General features: G+C 26.6%; 25 protein-coding genes. 2 read left to right on the top strand and 23 right to left on the bottom strand.

The annotated features are described in order from the left end of the window. The 23 genes from HCG70_RS11005 to HCG70_RS11115 all read right to left on the bottom strand — a co-directional run bounded on the left by HCG70_RS11005 (position 1) and on the right by HCG70_RS11115 (position 21,770). Entirely contained in the window at positions 1-1,896 is a 1,896-nt protein-coding gene (locus tag HCG70_RS11005) for a VirB4 family type IV secretion system protein (protein ID WP_221697735.1), read from the bottom strand. 79 nt (positions 1,897-1,975) lie between these two features. After that, complete coding sequence (locus tag HCG70_RS11010; protein WP_221697736.1) at positions 1,976-2,242, bottom strand: ATP cone domain-containing protein; 267 nt, start codon at positions 2,240-2,242, stop codon at positions 1,976-1,978. A gap of 96 nt (positions 2,243-2,338) precedes the next feature. Then, positions 2,339-2,998, bottom strand: a complete 660-nt coding sequence (locus HCG70_RS11015; protein WP_221697737.1) for a hypothetical protein — start codon at positions 2,996-2,998, stop codon at positions 2,339-2,341. A 45-nt stretch (positions 2,999-3,043) separates the two neighbouring features. Continuing rightward, positions 3,044-3,316, bottom strand: coding sequence for a DUF5592 family protein (locus tag HCG70_RS11020; RefSeq protein ID WP_055276923.1), 273 nt, complete (start codon positions 3,314-3,316; stop codon positions 3,044-3,046). Further along, complete coding sequence (locus HCG70_RS11025; protein WP_221697738.1) at positions 3,316-6,141, bottom strand: pLS20_p028 family conjugation system transmembrane protein; 2,826 nt, start codon at positions 6,139-6,141, stop codon at positions 3,316-3,318. The genes HCG70_RS11020 and HCG70_RS11025 overlap by 1 nt, the downstream gene beginning before the upstream one ends. Positions 6,142-6,153: 12 nt before the next feature. After that, complete coding sequence (locus tag HCG70_RS11030; protein WP_221697739.1) at positions 6,154-8,448, bottom strand: VirD4-like conjugal transfer protein, CD1115 family; 2,295 nt, start codon at positions 8,446-8,448, stop codon at positions 6,154-6,156. A gap of 42 nt (positions 8,449-8,490) precedes the next feature. Further along, positions 8,491-8,727, bottom strand: a complete 237-nt coding sequence (locus HCG70_RS11035) for a hypothetical protein (RefSeq protein WP_221697740.1) — start codon at positions 8,725-8,727, stop codon at positions 8,491-8,493. Continuing rightward, a complete protein-coding gene (locus tag HCG70_RS11040) occupies positions 8,728-9,015 on the bottom strand; it encodes a hypothetical protein (protein ID WP_221697741.1) in 288 nt (95 codons plus the stop codon). A 5-nt stretch (positions 9,016-9,020) separates the two neighbouring features. Next, the gene (locus HCG70_RS11045) at positions 9,021-9,191 is read right to left on the bottom strand and encodes a hypothetical protein (RefSeq protein ID WP_221697742.1); all 171 of its coding nucleotides are present in this window, start codon (positions 9,189-9,191) and stop codon (positions 9,021-9,023) included. 314 nt (positions 9,192-9,505) lie between these two features. Beyond that, positions 9,506-9,841, bottom strand: coding sequence for a hypothetical protein (locus tag HCG70_RS11050; RefSeq protein ID WP_221697743.1), 336 nt, complete (start codon positions 9,839-9,841; stop codon positions 9,506-9,508). A gap of 30 nt (positions 9,842-9,871) precedes the next feature. Further along, complete coding sequence (locus HCG70_RS17425) at positions 9,872-10,558, bottom strand: hypothetical protein (protein WP_260457812.1); 687 nt, start codon at positions 10,556-10,558, stop codon at positions 9,872-9,874. 117 nt (positions 10,559-10,675) lie between these two features. Further along, a complete protein-coding gene (locus HCG70_RS11060; RefSeq protein WP_221697744.1) occupies positions 10,676-11,143 on the bottom strand; it encodes a hypothetical protein in 468 nt (155 codons plus the stop codon). Between the two features lie 33 nt (positions 11,144-11,176). Beyond that, positions 11,177-11,530 (bottom strand): hypothetical protein, encoded by a 354-nt coding sequence (locus HCG70_RS11065; protein WP_221697745.1) that lies wholly within the window; start codon positions 11,528-11,530, stop codon positions 11,177-11,179. 46 nt (positions 11,531-11,576) lie between these two features. Then, a complete protein-coding gene (locus tag HCG70_RS11070; RefSeq protein ID WP_221697746.1) occupies positions 11,577-11,735 on the bottom strand; it encodes a hypothetical protein in 159 nt (52 codons plus the stop codon). Between the two features lie 110 nt (positions 11,736-11,845). Further along, the gene (locus HCG70_RS11075) at positions 11,846-12,199 is read right to left on the bottom strand and encodes a hypothetical protein (RefSeq protein ID WP_221697747.1); all 354 of its coding nucleotides are present in this window, start codon (positions 12,197-12,199) and stop codon (positions 11,846-11,848) included. Positions 12,200-12,608: 409 nt separating this feature from the next. Continuing rightward, positions 12,609-12,758, bottom strand: a complete 150-nt coding sequence (locus HCG70_RS11080) for a DUF6906 family protein (RefSeq protein WP_166484756.1) — start codon at positions 12,756-12,758, stop codon at positions 12,609-12,611. A 175-nt stretch (positions 12,759-12,933) separates the two neighbouring features. Beyond that, a complete protein-coding gene (locus HCG70_RS11085; protein ID WP_221697748.1) occupies positions 12,934-13,668 on the bottom strand; it encodes a class B sortase in 735 nt (244 codons plus the stop codon). A gap of 2 nt (positions 13,669-13,670) precedes the next feature. Next, positions 13,671-14,390 carry an LPXTG cell wall anchor domain-containing protein gene (locus tag HCG70_RS17680; protein WP_221697749.1) on the bottom strand — a complete coding sequence of 240 codons (720 nt, stop codon included), beginning with the start codon at positions 14,388-14,390 and terminating at the stop codon, positions 13,671-13,673. Continuing rightward, on the bottom strand, positions 14,371-15,183 hold the full coding sequence (locus HCG70_RS11095; protein WP_221697750.1) for a class C sortase: 813 nt from the start codon (positions 15,181-15,183) through the stop codon (positions 14,371-14,373). Before HCG70_RS11095 ends, HCG70_RS17680 begins: the two co-directional genes overlap by 20 nt. A 22-nt stretch (positions 15,184-15,205) precedes the next feature. Then, on the bottom strand, positions 15,206-17,044 hold the full coding sequence (locus HCG70_RS11100; protein WP_260457813.1) for an isopeptide-forming domain-containing fimbrial protein: 1,839 nt from the start codon (positions 17,042-17,044) through the stop codon (positions 15,206-15,208). A 4-nt stretch (positions 17,045-17,048) separates the two neighbouring features. After that, a complete protein-coding gene (locus HCG70_RS17685; RefSeq protein ID WP_221697751.1) occupies positions 17,049-19,892 on the bottom strand; it encodes a SpaA isopeptide-forming pilin-related protein in 2,844 nt (947 codons plus the stop codon). A 419-nt stretch (positions 19,893-20,311) separates the two neighbouring features. Continuing rightward, a complete protein-coding gene (locus tag HCG70_RS11110; RefSeq protein ID WP_221697752.1) occupies positions 20,312-21,199 on the bottom strand; it encodes a hypothetical protein in 888 nt (295 codons plus the stop codon). 151 nt (positions 21,200-21,350) lie between these two features. Further along, positions 21,351-21,770 (bottom strand): hypothetical protein, encoded by a 420-nt coding sequence (locus HCG70_RS11115; protein ID WP_221697753.1) that lies wholly within the window; start codon positions 21,768-21,770, stop codon positions 21,351-21,353. A 235-nt stretch (positions 21,771-22,005) separates the two neighbouring features. Here HCG70_RS11115 and HCG70_RS11120 point away from each other — a divergent pair, with 235 nt between their 5' ends. Beyond that, the gene (locus tag HCG70_RS11120) at positions 22,006-22,377 is read left to right on the top strand and encodes a helix-turn-helix domain-containing protein (protein ID WP_221697754.1); all 372 of its coding nucleotides are present in this window, start codon (positions 22,006-22,008) and stop codon (positions 22,375-22,377) included. A gap of 319 nt (positions 22,378-22,696) precedes the next feature. Next, on the top strand, positions 22,697-23,215 hold the full coding sequence (locus HCG70_RS11125) for a helix-turn-helix transcriptional regulator (protein WP_221697755.1): 519 nt from the start codon (positions 22,697-22,699) through the stop codon (positions 23,213-23,215). Positions 23,216-23,360: the final 145 nt, after the last annotated feature.

The raw sequence follows: 23,360 nt of genomic DNA on the forward strand, positions 1-23,360 counted from the left end.
TTAAGCACCTCCAGCAAATAATTTCTTTTCTTTATCTGTAATTTCTATATTTAATTTAATATTCTTGTATCCATTTATAGCTAAAATACATTCTCCCTTTTTAAAAGTTGGTATTCTTTCAATTTCACTTTCTGTTATTTGCCCTGCAAATATTTCTTTAAGAGCTTCTTTAGAGTTATTATCTTGTTGCATTATAAATTTATATTGAGTTAATTCAAATAAAGTTTTAATCTTATGTAACGCTTCACTACTAATATTCTCAGGAACAACATCTCTAATACTTTGCGTTGCAAACATAAGACCAGCAAAATATTTTCTCGCTTCTCTCTCAAAAGCTATAGCATAATCAACTGCCATCAAATTATCCGAGTTTATAAATTTATGAGCTTCATCTATCAATACAAAGAATTTTTGACTATCTTCAAAACTAACTTCCCTATTATCATATAATTTCTTTGCTACTGATCCTTTTTTTAAGGCATTATTCCATAGCATTGTCATTATATTAAATGTTTGGGCGTTGAATATTCTTTTATCAAATTGTGCTAAATTTTTAATTTCAAAACTTACTATTTGTTCATCATAGAAGTTCTCTAATGTAGTGTGTCCATTAAATAACTTCCCATAATCATCAACCATACTTCCTATATTAAGTTCTATATATTCAAGTCTTTCTCTCTTAGTATCTGATAATGTTTTTCTAACTATTTTCTTTTCAAAATCTTCATAAAGTTCTTTTCTTATATATTCCAGTAAATCTTCCATTATTGGATATTCATTAGCCTTGTAAGTTGTTGCTCTACTAATTTCTATTCCATAATATTTATAAAATTCTCTTAATATCCTTTCAAACTCTCTTACTTCAGATTGTTCAGCACTTGGAGCAAGGCATCTATAAATCATACTTACCTTATTTAAATGATTCATATAACTTTGTTCTTCTAATACTTCATTAGTATCTTCATCAATAATAGTTGCAAACACTTGAAGTAAATTTATAATTCCATCAGTTCCATCTAATGCTATAACTTTACCTCCTCGTTCTAGTACCAAGTCCCTAAATTCACCTGCTATATCAAATACTCTAACCATATCCCCTAATATAGAAGTATTTTTCAATAACTTCTTTAATAACGTAGACTTACCAGCTCCCATAAGTCCAACTACTAAAGCATTATAGGATTTTCTAAAGTCATTCATTGTAAATATATTAAAAAGTACATTTCCACCAGTTCTAGTTGTCCCTAAATACATTCCTGTTGGATCACTTAACTCCGTAAAATGAAATGGATAACCACCACCTAAATAAATAGAAGGTATTGGCTCTCCAACTCTTTTATTTCTAAAATAACTTTGATTGGTTGCACTCTCAAATAATGATTTCCACTCATACTCTTGCTCATTAATTAATACTGCACCCCTATATCCCTTATTTTTTATAGCTTCTAATACTTCTTTAACTTTTATATCTAACTCTTCTAATGTTAAAGCTGATACATAATATCTAATAGTTACTAACTTAATAACTTCTTCATGTTGAGTTATATCATCTACTAACCCTTGTAATTTTTCTACTTCGGCTGAAGCCTTTATCCTATCAATATTAGTTGCTGCATCATCTATTCTTGTATATTGCTCTGATATAGACCTTTCTATCTGATCTAAGATTTTATTTTGATTTTCTGTTGAAATATCAACTGTTACTATTACATTAGATAAATCTGTTAAATCTTCAAGCCAAAAATTCTCTACTCTTGTTTTAAATTCATATATTCTTATACAACTCTCATATCCATCGCCTTTTATTATTGCTCTATCTGAAAAGCTAATTCCACCTACTGGCTGAATAGCCTTTAATAAATATGGATTGTATTCTATCTTTTTTCTCAATGCCATATGATCCACTCCTTAATTTTAAGCAAAATAAAAAGACTAATTAATTAGTCTTTTTTTTATTATTCATGTAATTCATCTATTATATTAAATTTAAATAACTAGGTATTATTAAATCAAATCTATTTTCTTTTAATATTTCAATAGTTAATCCTATTACTTCATAACTATTAGTTATACTATCTTTTTCATGAATTAATTTTAATTTTTTTATTACTTCATTTGATAAAAGCTTTAAATCTGAAATATTTAATTCAAACTTTATATCATTCGCTGAATTCTTAATACTTCTTTCTAATTTTTCAATATCAAACTTCTCTAATCTATTATCCTTCTTTTTAATATACATCTCTAATCCCCCCTAAGTTTTATATACTAAAATTATATCAAATTTTATCTAAAAATATCAAATTAAGTAATATTATGTTTCTTTTTTATTTATTCCTTAGTTAATAAGTTTTGTGTTGGGATTATTTAATTTAAATAATATTTTTAATTTCTTTTCTACAGTTAATGGAATAAGTTGAACTGCTATATTTTGACTTCTAAACAATGTTCTCTTAATACTGTCCTTCTCTTCAGTATCTTTAATAAATATCATGATATAAAATTCTCTATTTTGCCTAGTTGATTCTAAATACACTAATTGTTCTAACTCTTCTATTAATTCATAATAATATTTTTCATTATCACACTCTTTTATTTTCTTCTTGATAAACTCTTGTTGCTTTAATGTATTAACTGGGAAATTCATAGTTATTAATTTTATATCAAATGGATATGACCTTAAAAAGGCTATAAAATTATATATATTCATTGTAGTTTCAACATCAGTTAAAGAATATATATCCTTACTATCAATTTGGAATATATCTAAATATCCATTTTTCATTATTATGCTGTCATCATCATCTACATCTATAAAACCTAATAGCTCCTTAGTAGAAGCTAATACATCTTTGTTAGCTTTTCTTATTTCTTTTAACTCTAATTTTTTTTGTTTCTTCTCCTCTTTCTTTATCTTTTTTTCTTCTTTTGTTAGCTTTACTTTTATATTCTTTTTCTCCTTTTCTATTTTAATATCATCAAATTTTCTTACTGACATTCTTTAATTCCTCCCAAAATAATAGGAATGGTATTTCTACCACTCCTATTCTCTTATATAAGCTTTTCTATTTCTAACCAAAGCATAATATATACTTTGGTACTTTCTCCTTTTCGGATTAATTGAACTATTACTCCTAAAATAAAGTCCCATAATAGCCATAAAAATATAATAAAAAGTTCTTAATGGAGGATATACTAAGAAATTTAATATCCATACAACACACATAAATATTCCCATAAAAACTAAATCAAAAACATATAGGTTTTTTGTTAATTTAACTGATGATGAAATTTCCTTTGGTAAAACGTAAGCCATTATTTCTTTCTTCCTTTCTTATTTTTATTTTTAATATCCCATTTACTTGTAGTATTGTATCCTAAGCTATAAGCCCTATTAATGTTATCAACAAATCTTGATCCTTGTAATTTGTCTTTCATATATTGACCAATAGTCCTATCTTCCATTTCTCCCTTAACTTCTTTTCTTCCAGCATTGTTATTTTCAGAGTTATTCTTATTATTTGTAGATTCATTAGCTACATTACCTTTATTATTTGATACTACATTTGTTTTATCTTCAGTATTAGATTTTATCTCCTTAGTATTTATATTTTCTGTTGCATTTCCCCTTCCTACACTATCTGTATTATTTTTATTTATAGAATTTCTTGAATCTCCTATATCTTTAAATTTATTTTCTGAAGCATTTAAATTACTTGTATTATTTTTAACTGCTTTCATTCCTTCTTGCATAGTTTGTCCTTCTGATCCCTTTATTTTATTACCTTCTATATTATTTGTACTAAAATCTTTATTTGGATTGTTTCTTGGACTTTCTATGTCTTTGAATTTATCATCTAATGAACTTAAATTACTTCTATTATTTTTAACAGCTTTCATTCCTTCTTGCATAGTTTGTCCTTCTGATCCATTTATTTTATTGCCTTCTATATTACTTGTACTAAAATATTTATTTGGATTATTTCTTGGACTTTCTATGTCTTTGAATTTATCATCTAATGAACTTAAATTACTTCCATTATTTTTAACAGCTTTCATTCCTTCTTGCATAGTTTGTCCTTCTAATCCTTTTAATTTATTACCTTCTATATTACTTGTACTAAAATCTTTATTTGGATTATTTCTTAGATTTTCTATGTCTTTAAATTTATCATTTAATGAACTTAAATTACTTCCATTATTTTTAAATGACTTCATTCCTTCTTGAATAGTTTGTCCTTCTAATCCTTTTAATTTATTACCTTCTATATTACTTGTACTAAAATCTTTATTTGGATTATTTCTTAGATTTTCTATGTCTTTAAATTTATCATTTAATGAACTTAAATTACTTCCATTATTTTTAAATGACTTCATTCCTTCTTGTACAGTCTGTCCATCCAATCCCTTTGTTTTACTAGCTGCTATGTTATTCTTATCAAGATCATTATTTTGATTGTTCCTTAAACCTTCTATATCTTTAAACTTATCACCTGGTGAATTTGAATTACTTTCATTATTTTTAAATGACTTCATTCCTTCTTGTACAGTCTTTCCATCTAATCCTTTTGAATCATTATCTTCTAAGTTATTCTTACCAAAATCTTTATTTGGATTGTTTCTTAATTCATCTATTTCCTTAAACTTATCATTTAAAGCATTTAAATTAGCTGAATTATTTTTATTTGCTTTCATTTGTTCTTGTAAGCTTTCTCCACCTAAGCTTCCTGGTTTATCTCCATTTTTATTTTGCATATTAATATCATTAGCTGAATTATTTTTAAGTTCATCTATATCCTTAAATTTATCATTTATAGTATTTAAATCTGCTTCATTGTCTTTACTCGCTTTCATTTGACTTGATTGACTATCTACAGTTTTATCTTGCTTTTTAATATCTGAATCATTTTCCTTATTAGGTATATTATTTTTATCTTTTCCGTCAAACATTCCTGACATAGCTCCACCAACACCAGCCATACCTAAAGCAAATCCATTTCCTAACCTAGGTAATAATCCAGCTAATAATTTTCCTGAATTTAATGCTCCCTTTGCTACTCCATATCCAGCCATTAAAGTTCCCCATGAACTCTTTAACCCTGCATCTATTCCAAGTATTCTTTCTACTAAATTAGGACCATCTATAACTGCTATTGCTCCACCTACAATAAATAATATTTTTAATATTCCATTATTACCTAATCCATTAGCAACAAGACTTTTAGTTATCCATGAATTATATAACATATACATATTAGTTAATACAGCAGTAATAAATATAACTATAAATATGGATATTATATGCTTTACCATTTCTTTCAACCTTTTACCATCACTAATATCTGCAAATGCTAGTAATGTTATAAAAAGTTTATTAAATGCTAATTCAAATAATAACCTTATAACTTTTAACATAATACAAACAAATGCTACTCCAATAGCTCCAAGAGAGATGATTACTGATATAAAATCAATATTATATCTATAATACATTTCATCTATTGAAAACCATCCTTTCTCTAGCTTAACTAATTTTTTATCTCCATTTTCTTCGAAAATTATCTTTTTCTTGAATAAATCTGAATCTTTAACTTCACTTGTATCTATAGCTTCATTTATATCTATATTATATATACTATCTGCACTTATATTATTTGTTTCTCCGGCTAAATTAAAATTATTGTCATCCAAATAATATATATCATATAAACTTTCTTTAACTAATGTATCTGTTATACTTTGATTAGTATTATTTATACTACTTATCGCTATTTTAGTTATCTCATTCATCTTTGTCATAAAAGTAGAAAGTAATACTACTACTAATACTGAAAATAATATATTTGATGGTAACTCATTTCTATTTTGCTGCCTATTAAATGTAATTCTGAACCCTAGTATACCTATTGAAATAGCAAGTATAGTCCAAACTAAAGGTTCATACTTATCTATTAATTGACTTACTTCTGAACTATTGAAAAATCCATTTATTGTATATACCTTATTAGATGTACTTTCAATTCCATTGACTAATTTAGCAAGTAAGGTTACTAATCCCCAACCTAACCATCTAATACAACTTTCAAATACATTTCCTAGTTCAAGAACTCCATTCTCAATTAATGTATAAAGAGTGTCCAAAAATCACACCTCCTACTTCATATTTTTTATTTCTTCTTCTCCTATTTTTATATAACTATTTAACTTTTCATTGTTAATTTCATTTGCTACCTTATATAAATTGCTCCACATAGAGTTTTCATTAAAAACTTCAACACCTTTCTTTCTCATTTCTATTTCTCGATTAATATTATCAAGGTCTTTAGGCGTATATATTCTTCCTAGCTCTACATCTTTTTCTTTTGTTATATACTCATTAATCGCTTCTACATCTTCTGTTATTGGCTTATTTTGTATAGTATTTTCTTCTTTATCGTCTTTAAATAGTATTAACTCTTTTAAATCTACACTCTTATGAAGAGTTGGTATTTCTTTATTTATAAGATTTTTTGTATTATCAAAGAAATCACCTAAATACTCATATCTATATTTAAGAGTATGCTCTGCCGTATTAAAAATAGGAAATGGTCTAATCTTCTTTCCATTAATATCTCGTCTTTTAGTTCCTCTAACAATAACAACTTCACCTTCTTCTAAGTGCATTAATTCATCTGTAGTTAATAATTTTCTTCCATCAACACTTTCTGTTTGGTGTTTAGTTGTATCAAGTATTTCTCCACTCCTTGAATAAGTTGTAATTGTTTTATCTCCCAATAACTTTGAAAACTCTTCAGCCGTTTCTACTTCATTGGTAAATATATAAAACTTATTAGAACAATTTCCTAATATAGTTTTATAGTCATCTCCATATAATTTTTTTAATTGTGATATACCTTGAATAATTAAATTAAATTTAATATTTCTACCTAAGCAAACTGTTATTATGTTAGCCATACTTTCTATGGCTGGCATATTTCCAAACTCATCTAATAAGAAAATGACTTCTCTATCACATTTAGCAGGAATATTGAAGGTAGCTTCTTTTGCTAAGACATAATATAACTGTCTAACAAATATACTTGCTATAACATGATTTGATGTATCATAATCTGGAACCGTCATAAATAAAGCTACTGGTCTATTATCTTCTGACTTAAAACCTATATCTTTTAAATTTATAGAATTTTTAGATGTTAACTTTGCTATTTCATCCATAGTAAATATGTTAAGCTCTGACATTGCAACACTAAATATAGATCCTCTAGCTTCTCCTTTAGAGAAGTTAGACGTTGCATACTGCATTTTTGCTACTGATTCTACTGGTAAATTTGAAAAATACTTATCTAATTCATTATTACCTTTAATATCTGTCTTAGAACCTAATTCTGATAGCATATTTGCAACTGTATAAAGTGTTATTTTTGATTTTATTTTTTCAACTTCTTTTTCTAGGTTACTTATTAATTTACCCTTACTTTTATTATCACTATTTTTTAGTTCATCTATCTTTTTATAATATATTTTGCAATCCTCAAAACATTTCTCTGTAACTGCAAGAATTAAAGCATTAACTAAACTCATAGCTGAATTTTGCCAAAAAGGGTCTTTTGTATCAGGCTTATAATAAAGCATATGAGTTAATGTTTTACATAAACTTTGAGCAGTGCTGTAATCTTTTTTCTCATAAGCATCTATTACTAATTGAAGTGGATTATAACTCATTGAATTTAATGGATTTATTAAGTTTAAAACTTCTACTCTATATCCTCTAGCTTCAAGTATCTCCTTTGAAGCACCATACAACTCAGCCTTTGGATCATTAACTATTAATGAAGCTTTTTCTTCAGCTCTCGAATATAAATCAATAGTAGGAAATACAAATAATTCACCTTTTCCACTCCTAGATGTTCCTATTGTCATATTATTAGTTGGGCTATCATCTATAAAAAGTATATCTTTATCCCTTGAAATAATAACCCCACCTTTTCCTGAATAACCTCCCTGTTTTCTTTCTTCTTCTGTTTCGACTTCATAAACACTTTTATATTGCTCTTTTATTTCTTCCATAGTAGTAAATCTACTTGTCCCTTTTTGCCCCTCACTTATATCCTTAAATGATGCTCTAAAATTAAAAATAAATTTAATCAATACTAATGTCATTATTCCATATGCAAATAAATACAATAATGGATATCCCAAATTAGGCATAAATAAATTAAATAAAATATTAAAATTACTTTCTCCTCCTGCTAACATTAAAAACATTCCATCTATAGAATTAGAAATTAAATTAACAAAAATAGTTACTATTAAAAATACTCCTATTATAAAAGATAATAGTATCTTTTTATCTGCTAATCGTTTTATTAATTTCATTTCTCTATTAGCTTCTTTTTCTGCTAATAAATCATTTAATTCTTTTTTTACATCTGAAATAAACTTCTTCATATATCCTCCTATAAAAAAAGGGAAGTTTAAACTTCCCCTTTTTTAAAATGTTATTTTTGATTCTAAGAAAGCAGCTATTGCAGAAGAACCTAATATAAAAATAAGTCCCACTCCAGCTCCTATGTACCAAGGTTTAGCCTTTCTTAATCCTTCTGCTCCACCAAATATCTGAATAAATCCACCTATTGCAAAAGCTATAGCTGCTCCAACTACACCTAAAATTTGCATCCATCCAATAAATTCATTTCCCATATTTGCTAATTGTTGTACAACATCCATTTATTCTTCCTCCTTAAATCTATCTTCTTTTACTATTTCTTCTACATCTATAAGATTTTCTTCACAAAATTTATTTAATGCTAAAGTATTGTAATCTAATACTTTAAGAACTTTATCAAGTAGAATTTCATATTTTCCTTCATATTCTACTAATTTATCAAGATATAAAAATTGTCTTTCTAAATATGTTTTTAAAAATTCATTTCTACTTTTATATCCTAATTCTTTTGCTTTTTCATCAATTTTACTAATTACTGCTTTTGAAATTCCTCTAATCTTAATTTCCAATACAATTAATTACCTATTTCCTTTCTTAAATTTAGACTTTCCTTCAATAACTTTGAATTTGTAAATATAACATTCCTATGTTGTTCATTTAACCATTCTTCATAAGTTTTTCCACTTGCTTCAATTATCGCAACTGCAATTTCTTTAATATCTTTATCAAGCTTTTCTCCCGCCATATAATCACCTCCCTTCAATAAAAAAAAACTCTCGGCTATTGCCTGTCAGAAGTTCTTCTCTAAAAATATTTATAATAAAAAGGTGTTCCCGAAGAACACCTTTATCTAAATTAAATTATTTATCTTAGCTTTCATAATTTACTTTTTCATTTTTACAATCTATTATTTTACAATTATCTAATATACCTTTTTTCACTTCTAATCCATTCATTATTGTTAACCTAGTCTTATCTATATTCATATATAACACACCTTTCATCTATATTAAATAGAATATTAATTGCATAATTAAAAGGTATCCCCTGGGGATACCTTTATCTTAATGATTTTAATTTTTCTAATATCTCAGCCTTTAATGTTGCTTTCACCATTTCCGGCACATCAATTACTTCTTTTGATAACTCTTCAAAATTATTTATAATATAATCTACATTAATTTCCTCTTTACAACTTTTCTTATATTCTTTCATAATAATTTTACTTATCACATTTACACATTCATTGGTAAAATATGGATCACCATTATTTTTATATGGAAATATAGATTCAGCTAATTCAAAAGCTTTAAATTCTGCTTTATTAATTTCATTCTCTTCTATTAATCTTTTTACTTCTTTAATCTCACTATTCACTTCTATTTTTTTGTTCATTATTTTCACTCACTTTCAATGAATTATAAATTACTTTTTATACTTTTCTATTGCTTCTTGAATAGAATTTGCATTAATTGAGTTAGATTTTTCATCTATATATGCTGGAATTATATTTTTATCATCAATAATTAAATCAAATAATTGTTTTGAATTTTTATTATAGAATATATAAATATTTGAAAGTGGTATTTCCCACAGCCCCCATTCAGTAATATCAAATTTAGATTTATCAATATACTCAATACATTTATCAAAATCTAAATATTCTAATAAAGAATTATTCTTACTTTGAATTTCATTAAAATTAGTTATATATTTTTCAATGAAAAGCCTTAAATATATGTTTTTTGTATTATTTAATAACTCCTTTGCTATCTCTAATTTATTAGTTACATTAACTATATATCCTTTTTCATCAAATTCAGAAATATCATCAAATATAACTCCTTTATTAATCATAATATCAACACTTGCTTCCAAAAGTATATATTCAGTTTTTTCATATACATTTAATTTATTATTTAAATACTCACAATACAAATACTTACCACAATAATTTTTTTCTTTTATTCTTTTTGTTGATACCACATATGATTCACACGTTTCTCCTTCAATAATATTTCCACTTTCATTAATTGTTTCTGAAATATACCATTGAAATTTTGTTATTTCATCTAAAATTATTGTTATAGGCTCTATATTACATTTAATCACTGTTGTGTTTTAGGATCACACCAACATAGCAAATCAAATCTTTTACTTTTTAATCCTTTTATACACATATCTCCCCTCCACCTAATGTTTTAATAAGTTCTTTATACTCTTTTTTAATTATTTATTAATCTCTACTACATAGTAAGCAGTACTTTGAGTAGGTTTATTATCTGAATTATTAAATTCAGATAAGTTATTTTTTAAAATATCTACAAATTCCTCATATTTAATTAATACTGGATTATCTGAACCTAACCATTTAAAACAATCTCCAATTTCATATAAAACAATATAATTGCTTTCTTTTAATAATTTTTCATTTGGTATCATTCTAAATATCTCATTTTCATCAATTACACATTTATAAAAATTATCTACATAACAGTATTTATTTTTTGCATACTCTAACTTTTGTTCGATTAAATCTTCGTCTTGAAAATACACTTCTTCACCAGTTGATTTATCTATAACTCTAAATACCATGTAAATAGAAATATCTGTAATTTTTTCATTGTTATAATATATACCATTTTCTAAATCATTAGGTAAAAATAAATTATCATATGCTATTCTATACTTTTTCATTTCTATTTTTCTCACTTTCACTTAATATAAAATCTATAACCATTTCAAAATTTCATTAACAGTTGTATTATGCTTCTTACAAAAAACACTTAAATATTCTCTATATTCTTTATAGAGCATTTCAAATTGCTCCTTTCTTTTTAGATATTCTTCATTGCTATATTCTTTTTTTAACATAAATTCTTCATAGTTTATAATCATTGTATATTTTTTATTAGCAAACTGAATTTCACTCTTACTTTTAATACGAATATAATTAGGTTGACAATAAATTCTTTTAGGTTTACTCTCTTGTGCTTTTAAAATGAAATTATTATATTTTTCATTAAATTCATCACTCGTATCAGCTTCTATTAAAAATATCTTATCTGTAACAAGAAAAACCATTTCTTCTAATTCATCTTTAACATCTTCATAAAGATAAAATTATTCACTACTTTAATTTTCTATTTATGATTTTATTTACGAATCTATTTTGATTTTTACTATGCTCTATCATTTCTGTAAAATCATACTTCTTTCTGTTTTTAAAAGGGTTAAGTTGACTATTTTGACACTTTTGTTTTTCTATATATTTATCTGCCTTTCCCATATTACTTCCTTTCCAAAAGTGTTCCCAAGGAACACTTTAAACTTCTACCGCACTACACATTAACTTACTCACTTTGTTCCGTTACTTAATATTCCGTTTGGTCTACTTTCTTATATTTCAAAATCACTAAAATTATTATCAACAAACTGCAACAAAACATTATATAATAATATATTTAAACTTCTACACTCTCTTATGTATTCAGCTACATATATTTCATATGCTCTTATATGTTCTTCTTCCGTTAAGTTTATACTTACCCTACCTCCCCTAGTTTTACTTGATGTACCATAAATTATTTTTTCTTTATTTAACTTTGGATTCTTCAACCAATCCCTTATTATTTGCTCTGCTAATTGATTGTATTTTATTCTTTGTCTATGCAACCCATTCATAACTATATACTCTTCTAATTTTATTCTTATTTCCTCGGTAATTCTTATCGCTACCTTTATTGTCTCCATGTCTTTTCCTCCAAATATGTATTTTAATTTTATTTACCTTATAACCTAAATAAAATAAGTATAAAAATACTTACTTTATTTAACTTACCTAATAATAAAAGATGTCCTTCGGGGACATCTTTTTATCTTATTAACAAATTTATTCCTTCAAAAATATGTCCCTGGGGAACACTTTTTAAATATTTTTTTCAGATTTCGCTCCTACAATAACACAAGCTACACTTGCAACTCCACATACTGATAAAACTATTGCTATAACACTCATAAACATCATAATTCTCACTCATTTCTTTTAATATCTACTTTTTTCTTTAATATTTATTTTATTAATAAATTTTCTTCCTTCTTTCATTTTTTTATCTATATAATTATTTATCCACTTTATCATTTTATTTTCCATATAGTACACCTAAATAGATAATATTTTTATCTTCTTACTTTCTCTATGCTGGATATGTAATTCACTTGTTGGATTTTTTAATACTAACCAATTATTCGGATTTAATCTTCTTTCCTGCATTATCTTTTTTTGTTGTCTTGTTGGATTCTTTCCCTTCATATTGTTACCTCCCTTAAATTGCCTTTTATAAATTAACTAAAATAAGCATAAATTTGCTCACTTTAGTTAACTTACTTAATAATAAAAAGTGTTCTTCGGGGATACATTTTTTATTTCATATTTATATTATTTTTTCTTATAATTAAAAGGTGTCCCCTAGGAACACCTTTATCATTTATCTTATTTTTTCTTCTACAACTATTCCATTAACAAGTAATCTATCAGAAGTACCTTCTCTTCCGTAGCAAGTTATTAGATTAAAAACTTGTGTAGTTGAATATTCTATAATATCCTTTTTCAAGTTATTATTACTATAATTATTTCTATTAACCAATTCTGAAAGTAAATCTATATATTCTACAGTCCCTAGTTCATATTGACCACTAAACACATCATCATTTTCATTAGCAATAAAAATTGAAAATATATCACATTTCATAGCTTTTCTTTCCGTATATACATATATATATCTATGTTCTTCTAAAAAGTCCGAAGATAAGTATTTTCTAAGTTCACCAAACATTTGACTACTAGCCATATTATGTCCGAATATGAAAGTATTACCCTTTGTAAAGTTTGTACCACTAAAACCAAATAAGGAACCTAGGGGGGTATGCTCCTTATTTATATTTTTATATAAATACTCTTCATCACTTTCACCTACTAGTATGGGATAATCCACTTTCGTTCCAGGAATGTATATCCATGCTACTACATCCTTATTTATAGATTTTAATTTTTGAAAATCTATAATTCTATTTAATGGATCTTCCTCATTTTCGTTAGTTACCAACTCTCGAATACTATCGTTATTTACTTTATTAGTTATTCTATATTTCCAATCTATAAAGCCTTTAAATAGAAATATTATAGAAATTACTAATAAAACACTTGCTACTATCTTTTTCAAAATTATTCCTTCTTTCTTGCCTTAAAAAATAAAGTTGAACTACCTATTAAACCCATACCTCCTAAAACTAAATAAATTGAATTTCCATCATATGCTGTTGCTGGAACCTTAGTCTTATCTTTTTTTATTATTTCAGTATGTTTAGGTATTACTTGTATATCATAAGACATAGATTTATCTGTTTCATTCCATGAAGGAATTGAAACTATAAAAGGAGTTATATTATCGTAATTTGCTATATTCTTAGCATATACTAAATATACTCCCACATCTAAATCCTCAATATTACACTCTCCACTAGCATTAGTTTTCATTAAATTATCTGTTTTTGCTACTTTCTTAAATAGCTCGGCTGCTAATTCTAAATCATTAGCAGTTTTTATATTATTTAAATCAACTTCTACACCCTTATAATCTTCCTTTACTTTGTAAAGCCCATCTTCAATATCTGCTATCTTAGATATTGAAAACTCAACACCTTCTTTGCTTTGATTATTTTTTGCATCTGCTAATTTTATAGTTATACTTCCCTTATTTGATAAAGAAGTCTCATTATTTAGTATTTCATTTAATACCTCACTTGGTGGAATTACTACACTTCCATCTCCTTTATCAATTATTACAGAATCGCTAATTATAGCTCTCGGTGAAGCAATAACACTAATTGGTACACTTAATAATATTAATGTTGATACCAATACTTTAAGCTTTTTTACTAACACTATTAATCCTCCTTCCAAGAATTATTGTTAAAAATACAAATGGGATTGCTAAAAATACATATTCTCTAATAGACATATTTTTACTTTCTATACTCTCATATATAGCTGGTTCATATTCAGTTCTTTCACCAGTTACTACAAGCCTATGAGTATTTAACCCATATGGAGTACAAGTTATAAGAGAAACTAAATCTTTTCCTTCTTCAATTTCTAATCCAGCAACATCTTCAGGCTCTATTACTTGTATATCATTGACCTTATAAGCTAATGTTTCATTTAATACTCTTATAAAAAATAAATCGCCTTCTACTAATTCATCTAATCTAGTAAATAACTTAGAACTTGGCAATCCTCTATGAGCTGTTAATATACTTTTAGTATTAACCCCACCTATAGGTAAACTACTTCCATTAAGATGTCCTACACCAGCAGATAATACTTCATCAGTAGTTCCATGGTATATAGGTAAATTAACATTAATACTAGGAATTTCTATGCTTCCCATAATTCCATTTCCTATATCCAATGTTGTATTATAATTTTCTTCACTTAAAATACTTAGCTTATCACTACTTAAAGAAGTAAGTGATTCAAATAAAACTTCATTATACTCCTTTGCCTTTGATAATGCTTCTTCAAGAGAAGAATTAGATGAATTATTTATCATCTGTTGATATGTAGCAACAGTCCCTTTCTGAGCCTGTTGCTGAACTATCCCACTAATCAAAGGGTAAGAACATAATATTAATCCTAATAAAAAACTTAATTTTTTTAATATATTATTCTTTCCCATAACAATTTTACCTATCTATATATTAGTTTTTCTTTCTTCTAATTGAGTAAGTCATAATTCCAGTTCCTAAGCTAACCATTAATAAAGTCATTGGTGAACCAGTTATAGGTAGCTTAGTTCCAACTTTATTCACTACTGTTAAGTTCATTGAACCTTCATTTACATCTGTAGTTAAATTTAAATCTTCAGTATTAAATATTCCTGAATAGAAAGATTTAATCTTAGCAGTTGCTTCTAATGTCTTTAATGTTTTGTCAGTTGCTCCATCACCTTTAATGTAATTGTTTCTATCAGTTGTATAAGTTGGTACTACATTAATTTCTATTGGGTCTAATAATGGTCTATATCCATCAGGGGCATCTGTTTCTTTAAGCCAATATGTTCCTTGATCTAATCCAATTATGTTAAATACGCCATTGGCATCTGATGCCATTTCTACTGCATCTTGTGGTTTAGTACCACCAGTATGATCACTTCCACCAATGCTGTCTCTATTAATTACTATATATCCATCAGCAGATTTTTTAACATATACTTCATTTTTACAATCTTTATCTGAATATAATCTAAACTTAGCTCCTTCAAGATTTAAATTATGATCATTAACTTTTAAACCTTCAACCTTAAATGTAAAGCACACTACTGTGTCCCAAGGAGTTTCACCAGTTTCACCTTGTCCGTCACCATCAGGGTTATTTGAAAATTCAAGCTTAACATCATTTTCAAAACCTGGTCTACCAGTATCGTTAGCAGCTTTATCATTTAAAGTAGCATCATATCTTAAAATAACCTTTTGTCCATATTCATTTTCACCTAAAGCATTTTTATTATTAAATTCCCTGTCTACTATAGCTTTTAAGTCAGTAATTTCAACTTTAAAAGTTTCTCCTTTTCCTGGATTTTCAACTATATTAAATTCTCCTGGATTTAAAGTATAACTCTTATTCTTCCCTTCAATAGTAATAGAAACTGTATCTTTCTTAAAAGTTAAAGCTTCATTCATTTTGTCATGCCAACAATAATAATAAGTATTATAACCATTCATGTTTGGTACATTTGATTCAAATTTATAAGGAACCGTTTGACCTATCTCATAATCCCCTATATCATTCCAGCCACTATTTCCTATGCTATCTTTATTATCATCTTCTTGTATTTTCTTTATTACAGAAGGATAATCTGACTTTATTTGTACTTCTGCATTTGGATTAGCAGTATTCACCATACAAAGTGAACTTGCTGAATGAGTATCATCTACAGCCGTTACTTCATCAACAACATAATACCCATAGTCTAATCCTGCAATAACTATGCTATTATCAGCCTTAGTTTCACTTACATTAACAACATCACCTTTAATATTTAACTTTTTAATTTCATCCCTTAGTTCTTCTACAAAGTATCTGAAATCACTATATCTACCTTCTAAAGTTTGATCTGCATGAGCACCTTCAACTTTATTAGTATTTAAAGATTGAATATAATCAATTATTTCATATTCAGTTACTTGAGCTGCTGCTTTATTTAATTTCTTACCTACTACATTTTGTAATGGAGTTTTATAAGTAGGATTTATTGTATAATTAATTGATTCTAACCCTGCTGAGTTTTCAGCATCAAATAGCTTGTACACATTAAACTTTTTCCCTACTAATGTTTGTCCACTATTTCCTGAAATAGTTATTTGTGCACTTCCTTTACCTAAATTTGCTACTCCCCCTGGAGTTCCTACTTCAGCTCTTACATCTACTATACTTTGTGTATTTGCTTCTGCAAAAACCTTTATTGAACTCATTTGACCTACTATTATTCCAGCCAATAATACTGAACAAAATATTTTTCTTGTTTTCTTGCTTATCATTACCCTATTCCCCTTTATCTACTTTCATTTTCTTTTTGTTTGAAAAAACTGAATAAGACATCAATCCTACTCCAATTAATAATATAGGTATCATTAACCATGAACCCGTTTTAGGTAACTTCATACCTATTATATTTACAACTTTTATATTTACTTCTCTATCTGATTTATTTCCAGCTAAATATATATCCTTACTAGAATCTGTATCATTTACTGTGTATTTAACACCGTCTATATAGTAATCAAACACATTATTAACAGGTGTTGATTCTACATATATTTCATAAACATGAACTCTTCCTAAGATATCTACTGGTATTCTATACCCTTCAGGAGCTTTCGTTTCTTTCATATAATATTTTGTTCCTGGTTTTAAATTTTTAAATTTAAGATTACCATTTCCATCACTTAATTGTGTTTCTATTGCATTATTACAATCACTATCTGAATATAAAGTAAATTCAGCACCTTCAAGAACTGCCCCTTTATCATTTACTTTTGTTAATCTTATACTAAATGGATTAACCTCATCATTTACTGTTAAAATTCCATCACCTTCAAACTCTGAATAACTCATACCCATATTAGTTGTATTAGAAATAACACTTATTGTATTATCTGACTTAACTTCAAACACAAATTCATTTTTATTTACTTCATAGCCTTCAGGAGCTTCAAATTCAACTATTTTATGAATACCTTGAGTTAAACCTCTAATAACTACTTCACCGTTTGAACCAGTTTGTAATTCTTCTGTAGTACCATCAGGTAAAGTATGTCTAAACTTAGCATTAGGTATTAAAGTTGAAGTTCCACTTTGAACCTTTTTTATAACAAAATTTAAAGAATCTTCTTTTATTATTGGTTCGTTGTAAGTACTAACACCTTCAGCCGTACCATTAGGTGTTATTCTTCTTATAAAAATTTCTGAATTTATCTTATATCCAATAGGTGCTTTAGTCTCTTGAATTGTTAGAGTACCTAGTGGCAACGTTGGTAATCCTTGACTATTGTACCAAAAACTATCTCCCGATACCTTGTAAGCATCATTTAATCTACAACGTCCGTTAGAATCTGTTTTTAGTATCCAAGTCTTTGTAGGAGCTATTCCTAAATCTCCTGGATTAATACCATCATTATATTCTCCTGCATAAAATCTAATAGTAAATTGAGCGTCAGCTAATGTACCATTACCTTGAGGAGATGCATTCCCTGTGTCAGCATCTACTTTACTTAATATAATACTAACTGGGTCAGTTTGTGGTCTGTCAGTAAAATTCATTGTAGCCCTACTCCCCGAAGTAACAGTTATTGGATAAATATTGCTATCTAATGCATATCCCTTAGGAGCCTTAATTTCCTTAATATAGTAAGTTCCTGCATCTAAAGATATCTCTTGAGACCAACCATTGGAACCTATTGTAAGGGTTGCTATTTGACCAGTTGCATTAGAACCAGTATATACTCCATATTCAGCCCCAGTTATATCATAATAACTATTTCCATTTGTTATAGATGGATCAGCAGAAGATTTGGATATCTGCAATGAACCCTTAGGACTGTATTCCCAAAAAGCAATAGATTGATAATAAGAATTTGACGGATCTCCAATATACGCCTTAAAAGACGATGGTGGAGATGCTAAACCTGCAACTGCATTTGTCAACCTAACCCCCATAGTTTTACTAGTACCATGTCTAATATTAGATATTGCCATTGCAGTACCTAATCTTAAAGAATTGTAAGTCCAACCACCTATTTGAGCTGGTCCTTCTGAACCATAGTATAGTATCTTTCTAATAAGGTCATTAGTTTCTTCATGTACATTAGCTAATAAAGTTCCCGATGGAGGATCTGCCTTAGTATGGTCAGCACAAAACGCTGCTCTACCATTAACAGAATACACACCAGTTTGTCCCATAAAATACCCACCCTCATAGTAAGTAACACTATTTTCTGGTGCAGAAATATTACTATGATTAGGTCTCATAACTGTTACACTTCTAGCCATAGCTAAGTTTAATGAAGAACTATCGAAACTTGATCTAACCATCCTATTAACAGATGGTATTAAACTATACCTAGCATCTACTTTATAATAAGCATCGAATAATTCATCTGTAGATGTAATAGAGTTTGAAGATAATCTTATAAGAGTAAGTAAATCCCCTAAATAAGTATCTTCTAATTCTTGTAAATAATCTTCTTTAAAGAAGAAATCTTCATCTACATAATCTTCTAAATTATTAGTAGCTACTAAAGACTTTCTAAATTCTAATGATTCTGAAGAATCATAGTTACCTGATTCATATTCTGCAATAAACTTCTTGGCTTCTTCAGATACACTTTTTTCTTCTTTAATTTCATTATTAACTTCTTCTTTAGCTTCTTCTTTAATCTCACTTTCAACTTCTTCTTTTGTATTATTAACTTCTTCTTTAGTTTCTTCTTTAATCTCATTTTCAACTTCTTCTTTAGTTTCTTTTTCAAAGCTTACATCAATAAAAGTACCATCTAATTTTGTACTAACTTCATATATCCTACTGTTTCCATTTTCTCCAACTTGAGAATCAACCCCACTTACAGATGATATTAAATAGCCATCATTAGGAGTTACTGTTAATTTCAAATCACTATTTACAGTTGCATTAGCTCTTAATACATCATTATCCTCCAAAGAATATTCTGAATAGCCATCATTAACAATAACAGTACCTTCACCTTTAACTTTAATTTCTAACTTAGCAACTTCTTCTATAGTCTGTGCTTGTGCTTTTATATCACTACCCATTCCTATAAAAATACACATAGTTAGAACTAAACTTAAAATTCTTTTAAGTTTTCTCACTGTCATCCCTCCTTATTTTTTTCATTTTCAATCTTCTCTCTACAATACTTACAAACATGGTTCCCATTTAATACAATAGCTCCACACATTACACAAGTATCCATTGCAATTCCCCCTTTCAATTATGCAATTAAAAAACTCCAACTATATTTAATAGTTGAAGTTCTTTATGTTACATAATTTTTTGTACTAAAAAAACACCTATAATTAGGTGTTTTTTAATCAAATTAACTTATTAATATTTTGTGTCCTTCGGGAACACTTTTTAATATTTTTATTACTATATGAAACATCTTAATTTCTAAGTATTTATCATGCAAAATAAAATCACTATCATAACTGCATTTATAATTAATACTATTTTTAATATAATTTCAAAATATTTATCAAAAAACTTTTCTATCTTTTTATAAATCATACTATTTAGTTTCTCCACAACCACTACATTTATATCCAGTAGTAACTGTTTCATCCCAAGCTGCTTTGTCGATAATCCATTTATCTTGATATATTGCATCATGATTTATTTTATTACTTCCTACTTGAACCTTTTTCCATTCTTCTCTCCAACTTCCTTTTCCACCGTTTAATAAATGATTTTCTACATGGTCATAACAATTAGATGCATTTAATTCTACTCCACAATCATTACATATCATAACTTCCTTATCTTCATAAATTGGAACTTCTTCTGTCCAAGCTTCACTAACCAAAATTTTCTCATAATGTCCTTGCTCCTCATGGTGTACTACACTAGTAATTGGTATCCAGTTATGAGTGTGAGTTTCTTCTTTATTAGTAGTATTTCCACCCGTTGAACCATTACTAGAACTTCCTGTATTATTGCTAGTATTTGAATTAGAAGAACTTCCACTAGATGGTTTACTATTAGAATTATCTCCTATATTTGTGCTATTGCTTGTACCACTATTTGATATAGTTGTTGAAGAAGAATTTGACTTTGATGTTGAAGTATTAGAGCTAACTTCTTCACTTGATTCAGAATTATTATTAGCTACTTTCTTTTCCGTATCTGCTATTTTATTTTCCAACTCCTTTTTTTCTTCATCTGACATATTAGATGTATCTATACTTTTTAATTCTTCCAATTGTTCTTTTATCTCATTATTTTCTTTATTAGAAGCTTTTTTATCATCTTTTTCTACAACGATATTTTTATTTTCTAAATTGTTATTATTTAATATTATTGTTCCAGCTACTGTTAATAATAAAACTCCAGCTACTGTTCCTGCTATTATTTGTACTTTCCTATTTTTTAAAATTTCTTTTATTTTTTCAAAATTCATAATACACCTCTGACTTTATATTATTTTGTGTTCCCGAGGAACACTTTTATTTATTGGGGAGAAAAACTCCCCTTGATAAACTTACAGTCCCATTATTAAAATTTGCATTTTATATTTTTGTAATCCCTTTACTAAAAAGTCCTGTAAATTATTAACTTGTTTTTCTATATATAAAGGTTTTATCATACTCCCTACCTTCATTATTTCTTAATTTATTTGGCATATCGTAAGTATATTCATATCCATTTATTTTAGCCTTTTCTGTATCTAAAACTAAATCCCCTTTAGAATTATTTTTATACGCTGATAAACTTGATTTAATTAATGAACTATCACTCATAAGTTTACTATTTTCATAGTTTATTGCCTTATTTATTTCTCTTAATTCTATTTGCTTTAGTTTTCTATCAAGTTCAAATATAATTTTTTTCTTTTTTAAATATTGTATTCTTTTTTGAGTTGATTCTTTTGTTCTATTTAATTTTATAGAAATCTCTAAAGCTGTACAACCATTATTAAACATTTCTATTAATATTTTATCATCTTCTCTCCAACTTCCCTTATTAACCATAAACCCTCCTAAAAAAGTGTATAGTTCACCCAAACCGTTAGGGTGGAAAATTCCCATTTCCTTTAAATTTTTGATTTATATAACACTTTTATTTTTTAATACTATGTTCAAATAATAACATAAAACAAATACTTCTGTCAATTATTTGATTACTTAAGTAACTTTTTTATTTACTTAATTGTTTTATACTTATTTTCCTTATCAAATTAGGTTATAAATATAATAGGTGATATATATGTATTTAGAAAATTTTCCAGAAAAACTAAAAAAATTAAGATTATCTAATAATTTAACTCAAAGTCAATTAGCTGAAATACTTGAAACTACTAAACAAGCTATTTCTGCTTATGAATCCGGGAAAATTGCTCCTTCACTTAATTCATTAATTAAACTATCTGAAAATTTTAATATTTCATTAGATTACTTAGTTTTTGATAATGAATCACAATCAAAACTTATAAATTTAAATTCAATTAATATTGAATTTGAGCTATTGAGTATTAGAAATAAAATAGATTCTATTTTACCTTTAATCTCAAAAAATAATGAATATATTGTTGATGATTCTGAATTTAAAAGCAAACCATCCTCTAATTATGAAAAATAGTAAGATAATATACTGGTTATTATCTTGCTATTTTTTACCTTTAAATTTATATTAATTTTACTTTATTCCAAAAAAGTGTATGATTCACCCAAACCGTTAGGGTGGAAAATTCCCTCATTCCCTATATTTCCTAAATTTCAAATTTATATAATACTTTTATTTTTTTGAAAATACTATGTTCAAATAATAACATAAAATAAATATTTTTGTCAATATATTACTCAAATTTTAAGTTTTTGACTTATTTATTGTCATAAAAATCTTTTTTATAGTTTTATTAATCAAATATTGATAAAACTATATATAGGAGGTTTTAAAAATGGAATGGACTATATTAGGTAATAAGATTAAAAACTTTAGAAAATCAAATAAAATAACCCAACAAGAACTTGCTGATAAATTAGAAATTTCTCGTTCAACGCTTTCATATTATGAACTTGGAAAAATTGACCCTAATATATATACTCTTATTAAATTATCGGATATTATGAATTGTACCCTTGATGATTTAGTTAATGATAAGATAAATCGTACTGATACTAATGACTTTAATATAGATTTAATTAACTCTAATAAATCTCTTAATTTGCTTGAAGAAATTCAAATCTACAATAAGAAAATATTACCTATTTTAAATAAACTGTCAAAAATTGATATTGATTCACTAAATTACTTCCTAGCTGAATTTAATATTGATAACCCTAATAAAAGTGATTTTATTAAAAATAATATTAGTAATACTAATTTAAAAGAAAACGATGAGAATGTATATTATGATGAAGATTTTTCAATGTATCAACATAAAATAGCTGAAGATAATGATGAATATATTCCTTAATAAAAAAAGTAAGATAATGTAAAAATATTATCTTACTTTTTTATCTCTTATATAATATTTTTGAAAAATTTTATATATAAGGAGATTTTATATGAAAAAAATTTATATTCAAGAAACTGTATTAAAAAAAACAAAAAACTTTCCT

The organism is Clostridium sp. K04, from assembly GCF_019734375.1.
Lineage (GTDB): Bacteria > Bacillota > Clostridia > Clostridiales > Clostridiaceae > Clostridium > Clostridium saudiense.